Below are 12,877 nucleotides of genomic sequence, written 5' to 3'. Positions count from 1 at the left end.
GTCGTTACTCTGGGTCATAAGTTAGTTATTGATATTAAACACATGTTCACAACAAATGAAAGGATGGTTCACATAAATGGGACTCACTTAACAGAGTCGAGAGGGATGCAGGCCATCAGCGGGGCATGGCATTTATTCCCTCCCCCGTGCGCGCTACACTTGTCACGGAACGGTCAGCAAAAGCTGCTTGTTTTTCATTCACTTGTATCTTCGTATCACCGAATCCCCATCAATGGGCCCAAGGCCAGAGAGCTGTAGATGACGCATCAAGAACATGCCCACGACGACGATAGCACCCTGGGTCGGCTCTACCGCCAGCTCAAGCGGGTTGCAGCCTTGCGCGAGCAGATGCGTGCTCACCCGGAGGATCAGCAGGATCGGGATCGGCTACGCCAGTGGCAGGCCGACAGGTTGGGGCGTACCCATCGAGACCTGCTGGAGAGTGACCGCTACGGCCCTGCCGCCGAGTTTTTCCTGACCGATCTCTATGGACCGGGGGATTGTGCCCGCCGCGATGCGGACGTGATGCGGGTGATGCCAACCGCCGAGCGGCTGTTGCCGGAGTCCGGTCTCAAGGTGCTGGCGCAGGCGATCGAGCTCGACGCTCTCTCCGAAGAGCTGGACTACCTGATGGTGGTGGCGCTGCGGCGCATTGATGGCATTGATCCCATCACACCGGATCATTACACCATCGCCTATCGTGCCGTAGGTGAACAGGCGCGCCGGGAACATCAGATTGCGCTGGTGAGCGAGCTTGGGATGACGCTGGACAGATTGGCGAGAAAGCCACTGCTGGGGGCGACCCTCAAACTGGTGTCAGGTCCCGCCCATCTGGCGGGGCTTGGCGAGCTCTTCTCCTTTGTCGAGCGTGGTTACCAGGTGTGTCATCAGATGGGGCGTGCCAACGAGTTTCTCGAGACCATCGGCAGTCGCGAGACGGCCATCATGACGGCGCTCTTTAACGGCGACAGCAGTGTGCTGGCGTAGTGTTTCGGTGAGGGATAAGCCGCCAGAATAACCAAGCGGGCCGATGAGCCCGCTTTTCGTTTATCACTGTTTGCCGATATGTAGCCCAATACAAGACCGGTCAGATCACCAGCAGATCCATAAAGGCGTGCACCGGTGTGCTGGCCAGCTGCTTGCCATCCTGGCAGAGGGCCAGAATATCGCGGACCCGTTTGGCCGGGAAGCGAGTCGCCAGATTGTGCTGGAATTTTTCCACCAGCAGCGGGATCCCCTCCTCCCGACGGCGACGATGGCCGACTGGGTACTCCACCTCCACCTTGGCGGTGTGAGTGCCGTCCTTGAAGAAGATCTGGATGGCGTTGGCAATGGATCGCTTGTCTGCCTCCAGATATTCGCGGCTGTAGCGTTTATCCTCCTGCACCACCATCTTGCCGCGCAGCCCGTCGATGCGGGGATCGGCGGCGACATCGTCCTCATAATCCTCGGCGATCAGGCGACCGAAGATGAGCGGCACTGCCACCATGTACTGCAGGCAGTGATCCCGATCGGCCGGGTTGTTGAGGGCGCCGACCTTGCTGATGATGCGAATGGCCGACTCATGGGTGGTGAGTTCGATACGGTCGATCTCGTCCAGCCGCCCCTTCACCTGCCCATGCAGCTTCATGGCGCACTCCACCGCGGTCTGGGCGTGGAACTCGGCGGGATAGGAAATCTTGAACAGCACGTTCTCCATCACATAGCTGCCGTACCCCTGATGCAGGGCGAACTGATTGCCCTTGAAAAGCACGTCGTAGAAGCCCCACTTGGGGGCGCTCAGTACGCCTGGATAGCCCATCTCGCCGCTCATGGTGATAAGGGCGAGGCGCACCGCGCGCGAGGTTGCATCCCCCGCTGCCCAGCTCTTGCGCGACCCCGCATTGGGGGCATGACGGTAGGTACGCAGGCTCTGGCCATCGACCCAGGCCTGGGAGACCGCATCAATCACCTGATCGCGGGTGCCACCCAGCATATGAGTCACCACGGCGGTGCTGGCGACCTTGACCAACACCACGTGATCGAGACCCACCCGGTTGAAGGAGTTCTCCAGCGCCAGCACACCCTGAATTTCGTGGGCTTTGACCATGGCCACCAGCACATCGGCCATGGTGAGCGGCGCCTTGCCCTCGGCCACGCGAGTACGGGAGAGCCAGTCGGCGGTGGCGAGAATACCGCCCAGATTGTCGGATGGGTGACCCCACTCGGCGGCCAGCCAGGTGTCGTTGTAATCGAGCCAGCGGATGATGGCGCCGATATCCCAGGCCGCCTTGACCGGATCGAGGCAAAGCTGGGTACCGGGCACCCGGGCACCATGGGGTACGAGCGTGCCGGGGACGATGGGGCCAAGGTGTTTGGTGCACTCGGGGAAGCGCAGGGCCAGCAGGCCACAGCCGAGCGTATCCATCAGGCAGTAGCGGGCGGTGTCGAGAGCCGCAGAGCTGGTAATGGGGTGGTTGCAGACATAATCGGCAATATCTACCAGTACCTGATCGGGCTCGGGTCTGTGGTTGACGTCGACGTTGGCGGACATCGTGATTTCCTTATCGTTGTTGTAGGGAGACAAAGTGACGGGGTGCCGGGCCGACATAATCGGCGCTCGGACGGATGATCCGGTTGTGCTCGCGCTGCTCCATCACGTGGGCGCACCAGCCGGTGACCCGCGAGCAGACGAAGATAGGCGTGAACAGCTTGGTCGGGATCCCCATGTAGTGATAGGCGCTGGCGTGGAAGAAGTCGGCGTTGGGAAAGAGCTCTTTCTCTTCCCACATCACCTTCTCCGCCTCGCAGGAGACGCGATAGAGGCGATCATCACCCACAGCCTCGGCAAGCTTGGCCGACCACTCCTTGATGATGACGTTGCGCGGATCAGAAGTGCGGTAGATGGCGTGGCCAAAGCCCATGATCTTCTCCTTGGCCGCCAGCTTGGCTAGCAGTTCGCGCCTTGCCTGCGCCTCGTCTTGCCAATCTTCAATCATCGCCATGGCCGCCTCGTTGGCACCGCCGTGGAGCGGGCCACGCAAGGTGCCGATGGCGGCGGTGATACAGGAGAACATGTCAGAGAGCGTCGAGGCGCAAACCCGCGCCGCAAAGGTGGAGGCGTTGAACTCATGCTCGGCGTAGAGGATGAGGGAGACATGCATCACCCGACGCTCCAGCTCGCTCGGCGCTTTCTGGTGCAGCAGCGCGAGGAAATGGCCACCGATACACTCTTCATCGGTATCTAGGGCGATGCGAATGCCCTCGTGACTGAACTTGTACCAGTAGATCAGAATGCCCGGAAAGGCGGCCAGCAGCCGATCCGCCACTTCATGCTCATGCTCGAAACCATCTTCCGGCTCCAGATCGCCGAGCATGGAGCAGCCAGTGCGCAGCACATCCATGGGATGGGCATCGGCGGGAATGCGCTCCAGTACCTCCAGCAGCGGCAGGGGCAAGGTGCGCAGGCGACGCAGTTCGCGCTTGTAGGCGTCAAGCTGCTGCTCACCGGGCAATTCCCCCTTGAGCAGCAGATAGGCGACCTCCTCGAACTGAGCGCTGTCGGCCAGCTCCTTGATGTCATAGCCGCGATAGGTAAGACCGGTGCCGCTCTTGCCTACTGTGCAGATACTGGTCTCCCCTGCGCTTTGACCGCGCAGACCGGCCCCGCCCAACGGTTTTTGCTGTCCCATAAGCTGCCTCCTATTCCTTGGCTGTAAACAGACGATCCAGTGTCTGCTCGTAGTGGTGATATCCGAGGAAGTCGTAGAGTGACTCCCGGGTCTGCATGGTCTCCACGACGGCCCTTTGATGACCATCCTGGCGAATATGTTGATAGACGTTGAGGGCGGCCTGATTGGCTGCGCGGTTGGCGCTTAACGGGTAGAGCACCATGTCGACCCCGTGGGCGGCGAGCAACTCTTTGTCAAACAGCTCGGTTTTACCGAACTCGGTCATGTTGGCGAGGATCGGCACTTCGGCCGCCTGCTTGAACTGGTCGTACTGGGCAAGCTCGGTCACCGCCTCGGCGAAGATCATATCGGCACCGGCGGCCACATAGGCAGCGGTGCGCTCAAGAGCCGACTCCATCCCCTCCACCGCCAGTGCATCGGTGCGGGCCATGATGACGAACTCGCTATTCTCGCGAGCATCTACTGCCGCCTTGATGCGATCGCACATCTCCTCCAGCGTGACCACCGCCTTGTTGGGGCGATGACCACAACGCTTCTGAGCCACCTGATCTTCCATATGGACGGCGGCAACCCCGGCCCGCTCGAACGCGCGAATGGTGCGGGCGATATTGAATGCCCCGCCCCAGCCGGTATCGATATCGACCAGTAGCGGTACACGGGTAGCAGCAGTGATCCGCTCAGCATCGATCAGCACATCGTTGAGGGAGGTCATACCGAGATCCGGCAAGCCGTAGGAGGCATTGGCCACTCCGGCGCCTGAGAGATAGAGGGCTTGAAAACCACTGCGCTCGGCCATCAGCGCCATATAGGCATTGATGGTGCCGACGATCTGCAGGGGATGTTCATTGGCAAGGGCGGTGCGAAAGCGCAGGCCTGCCGAGGGGGGCAAACTGGACATCATGACTCCTTTCACCTGTCTAGTCTGGCTATCTAATATCACGTTTACGTTAACGTCAATTATACTTTCGTAACATTCCGGCCGCAGGCAAGACAGGAAACCGGTTTTAGGGTAAATTTTACCAATTCCTTCAACAGGTTGAATTGTATGATGGAGCCCGGTTCCGTAATTGTCTGTCCGGCGTGCGACTTGCTGATCCAGCGCAAAGCACTGCCGCTGCGTCGCCATGCCCACTGCCCGCGATGTCATCAACATCTCTATGGCCGTTATGCCTTTCGTCCCTCCCAGTTGATGGCCCTGACCATCACCGGATTTCTGCTGCTGCCCTCCGCCTTTTTTGAACCGCTGATCTATCTGCGGCTGGCGGGGGTCAACACCGACGCCGACCTGCTTCGCGGTATCCTGGTGCTGTTTGGCGAAGGTGAATGGTGGGTAGCCAGCCTGGTGCTCTGGTGCGCCGTGTTGGCGCCGGTGGGGTTATTGGCGGGGATCTTTGCGCTGGCTTCGGGTCTGGCCAAACGTTGGCACATTCTTCCCGTCACCTTGAAGCTGGTCGAGGTGTTTCGCCACTGGGCCATGCTGGAGGTCTATATCGTCAGCCTGCTGGTTGCCCTGTTCAAACTGATCGACATCGCCGATGTGCGCCTCGGTGGCGGGTTGCTCAGCCTCGGTATTTTGATGCTGCTCAACATGACCCTGCTGATCCTGTTTGACCCCGCCCCCTACTGGGCGCGGATCCCGTTAAAGGAGCCGGAACATGACCAGCGCCCGTGAGATGGGGCTCTGCCGCTGCCATACCTGCGGTCTGCTGGTGCGCTATCAAGCCGGGGCAGTCTGCCCCCGTTGCAGCAGCAAATTGCAGGTGCGCATTCCCCGCTCCCTCGCCTGGTCGTGGGGCTTGCTGGCGCTCGCTACCTTCATGTTGTTGCCTGCCAATCTGTTGCCCATAACCCATTTCTACAACAAGGGGTTGCTGCAGTCAGATACCATCTTCAGCGGTATCATGATGCTCTATCGCAGCAAAATGAGCGGGATTGCCACCATAGTTCTCACCGCCAGCATACTGGTGCCGGTGGGCAAGATATTGGGGTTGGGCTGGATCTGCTGGCAGTTGCAGCGAGCCAAGCCGGTGCGGCGCAAGCGCCAGCTGGTGATGTATCGGGTGATCGATTTTATCGGTCGCTGGTCGATGCTGGACTTGTTCGTGATTTCGCTGATGGTGGCACTGGTCGATCGGGGTGTACTGCTGAGTGTCCGCGCAGGCCCCGGTGCCACCGCCTTTGCCGGTGTGGTGGTGCTGACCATGATGTCGGCCCGCATGCTCGATACCCGTTTACTGTGGGACAAGGCGGCCCGTTGATGATTTCTCTGTTTTTGTCTGATGTGCTGTTTAATCCAGCCAATAAGGAGTCACTATGATCGGGGCTGAACCCGTCATTGAAAAGCGTCGCTGGTTATCGCCGGTCTGGCTGTTACCCCTGATAGCCCTGCTGCTGGCAGGTGGCTTTCTCTATCAGCAGGTATTGAGCCGTGGCCAGCTTATCCAGATCAACTTCGCGCAAGGCAACGGCATCTTGCCGGGTAAAACCCAGGTTCGTTATCAGGGGGTGGCCATCGGTGTGGTGCAGGAGCTGGAGCTGGCTGAAGATGGCCGCAAGATTGCGGTGATGGCCAAGATTGACAGCCGTGCCAGACCGCTGATCCGCAAGGGATCCGACTTCTGGCTGGTGAGCCCCAAGGCGTCGCTTACCGAGATCTCCGGCCTCGATACCCTGGTCTCCGGCAACTACATCAACCTGCAACCGGGGCGTGAAAGCAATCCGCTGGAGGAGACCTTCGATGCACTGGAGGGCCCTCCTCCCGGCTATCAGGCTCAGGGGCGGATGCTGCACCTGACTGCCGATTCGCTGGGATCGGTTGGGATTGGCGCCAAGCTCTATTTCCGCGGTATCGAGGTGGGCAGCGTCATCAATACCCGCCTGGGTCAGGACAACCAGAACGTCATTCTGGATCTGGTGATCGAGCCGCGTTTTGAACACCTGGTCAAAGCTGATACCCGCTTCTGGAACATCAGTGGCATCAAGGGCTCCTTCAGTCTGGCCGGGGTGAGCGTGGAGGCTGGCAGCCTCACCTCCATTCTGAGCGGCGGCATTGCCTTTGATTCACCCAAAGATTCACCGGAGCCTGAGAAGGGACAGACTTTCGTCCTCTATAAAGGGCTGGCGGAAGCGGCGCGTGGCGAGCGTATAGACATTGCGGCTGGCGATCTTCCGGTCAAGGAGGGGATGCCCATCCTCTATGAGGGGATCGAGATTGGTCGTATCGACCCCATTCGGCTTACCGATAAAGGCCGGATGGTCACAGCGCTGATAAACCCGGAGCAGGCTTATCGCATTACCGACAAGAGTCAACTGGTGTGGGAGAGCGTCTCCCTCTCCGCGACCGGCGTGCAGCATGCAGATCGCCTGCTCTCAGGCCCGGCCATTCGCCTCGACTATGTGGCGGGCAAACCGGTAGAGAAGATGACCCTGACCGATCGCGCCCCCCAGAGCGGCACCAAGGTGACGCTGCAGGCTGATGATCTGGCGGGGCTCAATCAGGATGCCCCTGTCTGGTACAAGGGATTGCAGGTGGGCCGTATCAGCCAGCTCACCCTGGATGCGCGCGGCAATGCCAGCGTCGAGCTGGTGATGGCGCCGAACTATGGTCATCTGCTCAACCGTGCCCGCTTCTATCGCGCTGCCCCGCTGCAGATCGATGCCGATCTGAGCGGCATAAAAGTAGAAACCAGTCCGGCCAGTGCCTGGTTGGGAGGCGGGATCAAGCTGGTACAAGCCAGCAGTGGCGAGCGGATTAACCGTCTCTACCCCAGTCAGGAGCTGGCACTGCTCGGTACCCGTGATGCCAAGCCCCAGCGCTGGTTGCTCAAGGCAGATCAGGCCGATGGCATCGGCATTGGCTCACCTGTGCTCTATCTGGGGTTGGAAGCGGGCAAGGTCAAACAGCTGCGCGCCGCCAAAGAGGGGGTCGAGATCGAACTCGAGATTGATGGGGTCTATGCGCCTCTGCTCGCCCAGCAACCCCAGTTCTGGAAAAAACCGGCCATCGACACCAAGGTGCGGGTCGATGGGGTGCAGGTCAAGGTGGGCAACCTCGGTACCTTGCTGCGCGGTGCCATCGAGTTCGATCGGTTGGCCAATGGCCGCAGCAGTCATCAACTGTTCGATTCCAGGGAGCAAGCCAAGGCCAAGGTGCGCCAGCTGTCATTGGTGGCAGAGAGCAATCCGGGGCTCGGGATTGGCAGCCCGATCCGCTATCGCGGTGTCGATATCGGCAAAATTGAAGAGATCGAGCTGGAGCCGTCACTGGGTCAGGTGATCTTCAAGGCGGAACTCGATGGCCACTACGCCGAGCGTTTCCTGCAGTCCGGCGCCCGCTTTACTCTGGTGCAGGCCAAGCTGGGGCTGGGCGGTGTCGCTCACCTCGATACCCTTATCAAGGGGGCGTTTGTAGAAGCACAACCCGGTAAAGGCGCTGGCAAAGATCGTTTCCCTTTGAGTCAGACCGGTCCTCTGGGTCTGGCCCTGACCCTCAAGAGCCCCTCCGTCAATGGCCTGAGCGTCGGCAGTCCGCTGCTGTTTCGCAAGATGGTGGTGGGCAGTGTCACCAAGGTGGCGCTGGCTCGGGATGGCAGCGAGGTGGTGATCGATGTCAACGTGGATCAGGAGTATGCCCATCTGGTGCGGGCCAACTCCCGTTTCTGGAATGTCTCCGGGGTCAAGGCGGATATCGGGCTGACCGGCGGCACTATCGAAGTGGAGACGGTGCAGAGCCTGCTGGCCGGCGGCATTGCTTTCAATACGCCGGAGAGAGAGATGGGGTCAACCGTCAAGGCTGGCCACAGCTATCCGCTTTACGGCAAGGCCGAGAAAGAGTGGCTGGAGTGGAGTCCGCGTATCCAGCCCTGATCTCTTCCCTTTGTATCTCATCCAAGCCCGGCACAGTGCCGGGCTTTTTTATATTCCGGTGCCTCTTGATAGGGTTCAGATTCAGAATATTCTTAGCCTTGTGGTAGGATATCGCCCCTCTTTTTCGGTCAACGAGACGGCACAGTGCACGACAACACCTTCCTTCCCGATTACTTTTTACGCCACATTGCGGCCATCATGCCGGCCCATCTCTCGATGGATGAGTTTGTGGCCAGTTGTCGACGTCCGCTGCGCCGCAGCATTCGGGTCAACACCTTGAAGATCGCCGTCTCGGATTTCGTCGCCCTGATGGAGCCACTGGGTTGGCAGCTCGACCCTGTCCCCTGGTGTGATACCGGCTTCTGGTTGACCCGCAGCGATGAAACTGTCCCCCTTGGCAACACCGCCGAGCACTTGAGCGGGCTCTTCTACATTCAGGAAGCGAGCTCCATGCTGCCGGTGACGGCACTCTTTGCCAGCGACAAGATCAAAGCGGATGGCATGTTGCTGGATGCGGCGGCGGCCCCCGGCTCCAAGACCACCCAGATAGCCGCCCTGATGAACAATCAGGGGATGCTGGTTGCCAACGAGTTTTCCAGCAGCCGGTTGAAAGTGCTCAGCGCCAATATCCAGCGCTGCGGCGTGACCAATGTGGGCATGACTCATTTTGATGCCAAGGTATTTGGCCAGTGGTTGCCGGAGACCTTCGATGCCATCCTGCTCGATGCCCCCTGCTCCGGTGAAGGGACGGTGCGCAAGGATGAAGATGCGCTGCGCAACTGGAGCATCGAGAGCATCGACGAGATTGCGGCGGTGCAACAAGGATTACTGGAGAGCGCCTTCCATGCCTTGAAACCGGGTGGTGTGCTGGTTTACTCCACCTGTACCTTGAGTGAGCAGGAGAATCAGGCGGTCTGCCAATCCCTGCTGGACAAGTTTGGCGATGCCTTGAGTTTTGATTCGTTGGCAGACCTGTTCCCCCATGCAGAGCAAGCCTGCACACCTGAAGGATACCTACACGTTTGGCCCCAGATCTTCGACAGTGAGGGCTTTTTCGTCGCCAGATTGTGCAAGCATCACTCGGTGCCTAACACCATGTTCAAGCCGGGCCTGGGTAAATTCCCTTTTGCGCCGCTTTCTGCCAAAGAGGCGGAACCCATATTGCGCGAAATTGAAGCCAACTTTGGGGTAGCACCGCAGGGTCAGCTGTTTGGCCGCAATGACGAGATCTGGCTCTTCCCCCAGCGGTTTGATCAGGTGCAGGGCAAGCTGCGTTTCGACCGCATCGGCATCAAGTTGGCCGAAACCTTCAAGAAAGGTTATCGCCTCACTCATGAGTGGGCACTGGCCTATGGCGATAAAGCGAGCAAGGGCGTGGTTGAGCTGGATAGCGCCAATGCGCGGGAATTCATGATGGGGCGGGACGTCTGGCCAGAACAGGATGCGGGCACTGGCGAGGTGATCGTCCGCTATCAGGGACATACCCTGGGGATGGGGAAATGGGTGGGTAGTCGGGTCAAGAATGCCCTCCCCCGCGAGCTGGTGCGTGACAACAATCTGTTCAATGCGTAGTGGGCCGTTCGGTGCATAGGCACTTGAACGAGTCTGAAATACCCACACTCTGGTTGAACTTTTCTTCGGATCTTGAAAAGCCTTGAGCCTTGTCTAAGCTTAAGGCAATCCGAACACCAGTTAGCGCACGGCTCTGCAAGGAGCCAATTCCCCTATGCCAGGTACAAGGAATTCGTACCTGGCTTTTTTTATCTCTTCACGTATCGCTGTTACTTCACTTTTGTGTCTATTCAACGGTCTCTTCGACCTGTGTGGCGACTCTGTTTTCAAACGGAGGTTCTCTACCCAGCTCATGTTGGTAGAGCAGATCGATCGCCTGCTCGATGAGTGATGCCTGACTGTCTTCGAGATGAAGACCCAGTGCGGCCAATCGTTCGGCGTGGCGATTGCTGATCCAGCATTGCAGCCGGGTATGGGTCTCCTGCTTGCGTTTTACATGTTGGCGCTGCCGCTCGGCATTGTTTTGGGACACCGCCTCTTGCTCTTCACGCACTGTCATTTCTTGGCTCATATGTCCTTGCGATGTTCCATTTTCGGATTTGTTATCTCTCATTACATGCCATTATCCATAGGAAGATGGCCCTTCCCCTTTGGGCTGCTGGCTGCGCGACAAATATATCATCAGATCAACAGGATATCATTTAACATAAAAAATGAAGTGACGCAGTTGTGTCAAAGCAAACCATCAAGGGCATGATCGGAGAATTTGTGGGCGTCATCGAAGTACTCCTGCAGGGTTCGCATATCCTTGTGGCGAGTGACTTCAATGATCTTGTTCATCGGCTTTCCGGCAGTCACCGCCGAGGTGATGAACCCGCGACGCAGGCTGTGGCCACTGACGTAGAGATCGTCGATGGTTTGGCCAGTTCGCCGCTTGATCATCAGATTGATGCCCTGGGGGCCGAGTGGTTCAGCCATCAGTTGACCCCAGCGGTTCATGCGCCGAAACAGCGGCCCCTCGCTGATCCGGCTTTGGCTCAGCCAGTTTTGCAGTGCCGACACAGGACAATAGTGCTTGCCCGGGATCAGGGCGATCTCGGTTTCATGCAGCTGATGCTTGCTCGGTTTGAGGCGAAGGCGGATCCCCTGCCCCACAAAATCGAGATCGCTCACCTCAATTCGGGCTGCTTCCGAGCGGCGCAAGGCGCCACTAAACATCAGCAGCAGCAGGGTGTGATCACGCAAGCCCGCCAAGTCACTGGTGTCGATGCCATCGAGCACCTGGGTCAATGGTTGCAGCGTCAGGGCGCCGGTTTTGCGTTTACGGTTATCCCCCAACCTGACAATACCGCGCATCATCTCCTTGATTTCAGGATGTTCGGTGGGCATGGGGTGAATGCCTTTCTGCTTGAAGGCATAACGGATCCCCGCCAGCCGTCTCACCAGGGTTGCCGGTTTTCGAGGCTCGCCATTACGCAGTTCTCCCTTCCCCTCCTCTTTATCCAGCCATATCCAGTCGGCCAATACGCCGTCGGCCTGATCAGCGAGAAAATTCATGATGTCGTGATGAGTGGTTTGTAGCGGATCCAGCCCGTGCAATTGACACCAGAAGACAAAAATACGGGTATCTGCCTGATAGGCATTGAGGGTGGAATCCGCTTTTGCACTGCGCAAAAAGCGGCGTGCCCGACTATTTAGCTGCGCATCGAAAACAGTCTGCAGTGACTGATGAGCCGGATTGGATAAGGATGGATATGCCACGGAACACTATGATTCATATGAAGTTTGAGAGGATCTTACAGGATCCTTTCCATACATCAAGTATCGATAATGAATATTATCGATACTTATAGTCTGATGTTTTTATACCCTTTGACCACATTAGATAAACGAAACATCGGAATATGATTCTACTCGGGTTTGTATAGATGAGCAGGTTACATTGGCTGGAAAATGTTAGAGATAACAAGGTTCGGTATTGATATTCAGGTGGGAAATCGCTTGGTATTTGAAATATAAAAGCCCCGAGCAACGGGGCTTCTGTGTTATTTTTTCGCCAGTTTGAATAGTTCAAAGAAATTCCGGCTGGTGGCTTCTGCCAATTCATTGAGCGGAATATGACGCAGGTCAGCAATAAACTGGGCAACGTCTCGTACAAAGGCGGGCTCGTTCTCCCTCCCCCGATGCGGCACGGGGGCAAGATAAGGCGAGTCGGTCTCGACCAGCAATCTGTCGAGGGGAAGTGCCTTGACCACCTCTTGCAATGCAGACGCATTTTTGAAGGTGGCGATCCCGGAGATGGAGATATAGAACCCCATCGCCATCGCAGCTTGCGCCATTTCGAGGGATTCGGTGAAGCAGTGCAGCACACCGCCAACCTGATCAGCGCCTTCTTCGCGCATGATCTGCAAGGTATCTTGCTGGGCATCGCGGGTATGGATGATCAGCGGCTTGTTCAACGCGCGCGCAACCCGGATATGTTCGCGGAAAGAGGCTTGCTGAACTTCCTTGTTCTCGGGCGAGTAAAAGTAATCGAGACCGGTCTCACCGATGGCCACCACACGTGGATCGGCAGTTTGCTTGAGCAGCAACTCGGCATCGACACCGGGTTCCTGATTGAGCGGGTGTACCCCGCAAGAGGCAAATACCTGGGGATAGGGCGCGATCGCCTCGAGCATGGTCGGGAACTGTGCCTGAGTCACACTGACACAGAGAAAATATCCCACGTCCAGTTTCGCTGCCTTGGCCAGTACATCAGACATGCTTGTCTGCTTGCTGCCATAGCTGAGGCGATCGAGATGACAGTGGGAATCAACGAGTAACATATA

General features: G+C 58.0%; 11 protein-coding genes. 5 read left to right on the top strand and 6 right to left on the bottom strand.

What is annotated here, in order from left to right; translation table 11 throughout:
• Positions 1–258: 258 nt before the first annotated feature.
• The gene (locus ACTG2U_RS02665; protein WP_439973987.1) at positions 259–987 is read left to right on the top strand and encodes an FFLEELY motif protein; all 729 of its coding nucleotides are present in this window, start codon (positions 259–261) and stop codon (positions 985–987) included.
• 100 nt (positions 988–1,087) lie between these two features.
• Here ACTG2U_RS02665 and ACTG2U_RS02660 read toward each other — a convergent pair whose 3' ends face one another.
• Genes ACTG2U_RS02660 through prpB form a run of 3 tightly spaced genes read right to left on the bottom strand, consistent with a single transcriptional unit; the run spans position 1,088 to position 4,569 of the window.
• Positions 1,088–2,533, bottom strand: coding sequence for a bifunctional 2-methylcitrate dehydratase/aconitate hydratase (locus ACTG2U_RS02660; protein ID WP_439973986.1), 1,446 nt, complete (start codon positions 2,531–2,533; stop codon positions 1,088–1,090).
• 10 nt (positions 2,534–2,543) lie between these two features.
• Positions 2,544–3,671: a bifunctional 2-methylcitrate synthase/citrate synthase gene (gene prpC / locus ACTG2U_RS02655; protein WP_236360961.1), complete on the bottom strand. Its 1,128-nt coding sequence runs from the start codon at positions 3,669–3,671 to the stop codon at positions 2,544–2,546.
• 10 nt (positions 3,672–3,681) lie between these two features.
• Positions 3,682–4,569, bottom strand: coding sequence for a methylisocitrate lyase (prpB, locus tag ACTG2U_RS02650; protein ID WP_439973985.1), 888 nt, complete (start codon positions 4,567–4,569; stop codon positions 3,682–3,684).
• Positions 4,570–4,716: 147 nt separating this feature from the next.
• Between prpB and ACTG2U_RS02645 the strand changes: the two genes are divergently transcribed.
• The 4 genes from ACTG2U_RS02645 (at position 4,717) to rsmF (ending at position 10,109) form a co-directional block, all read left to right on the top strand.
• Entirely contained in the window at positions 4,717–5,343 is a 627-nt protein-coding gene (locus ACTG2U_RS02645; protein ID WP_005333129.1) for a paraquat-inducible protein A, read from the top strand.
• Entirely contained in the window at positions 5,327–5,929 is a 603-nt protein-coding gene (locus ACTG2U_RS02640; RefSeq protein WP_005333132.1) for a paraquat-inducible protein A, read from the top strand. The genes ACTG2U_RS02645 and ACTG2U_RS02640 overlap by 17 nt, the downstream gene beginning before the upstream one ends.
• A gap of 55 nt (positions 5,930–5,984) precedes the next feature.
• Positions 5,985–8,537, top strand: coding sequence for an MlaD family protein (locus ACTG2U_RS02635; RefSeq protein WP_335812497.1), 2,553 nt, complete (start codon positions 5,985–5,987; stop codon positions 8,535–8,537).
• Positions 8,538–8,681: 144 nt separating this feature from the next.
• Positions 8,682–10,109, top strand: a complete 1,428-nt coding sequence (rsmF, locus tag ACTG2U_RS02630; RefSeq protein ID WP_439973984.1) for a 16S rRNA (cytosine(1407)-C(5))-methyltransferase RsmF — start codon at positions 8,682–8,684, stop codon at positions 10,107–10,109.
• Between the two features lie 226 nt (positions 10,110–10,335).
• Here rsmF and ACTG2U_RS02625 read toward each other — a convergent pair whose 3' ends face one another.
• The 3 genes from ACTG2U_RS02625 to ACTG2U_RS02615 form a co-directional block, all read right to left on the bottom strand.
• Complete coding sequence (locus ACTG2U_RS02625; protein WP_216948600.1) at positions 10,336–10,620, bottom strand: RepB family protein; 285 nt, start codon at positions 10,618–10,620, stop codon at positions 10,336–10,338.
• A 161-nt stretch (positions 10,621–10,781) separates the two neighbouring features.
• Positions 10,782–11,723: a site-specific integrase gene (locus ACTG2U_RS02620; protein WP_439973983.1), complete on the bottom strand. Its 942-nt coding sequence runs from the start codon at positions 11,721–11,723 to the stop codon at positions 10,782–10,784.
• Positions 11,724–12,094: 371 nt separating this feature from the next.
• The gene (locus ACTG2U_RS02615) at positions 12,095–12,874 is read right to left on the bottom strand and encodes a TatD family hydrolase (protein WP_439973982.1); all 780 of its coding nucleotides are present in this window, start codon (positions 12,872–12,874) and stop codon (positions 12,095–12,097) included.
• Positions 12,875–12,877 lie beyond the last annotated feature (3 nt).

Source organism: Aeromonas sp. 95A, from assembly GCF_051919235.1.
Taxonomy (GTDB): Bacteria; Pseudomonadota; Gammaproteobacteria; order Enterobacterales; family Aeromonadaceae; genus Aeromonas; species Aeromonas veronii.
The sequence above is the reverse complement of the archived record's forward strand: the minus strand, read 5'-3'. Positions and strand labels throughout refer to the sequence as shown.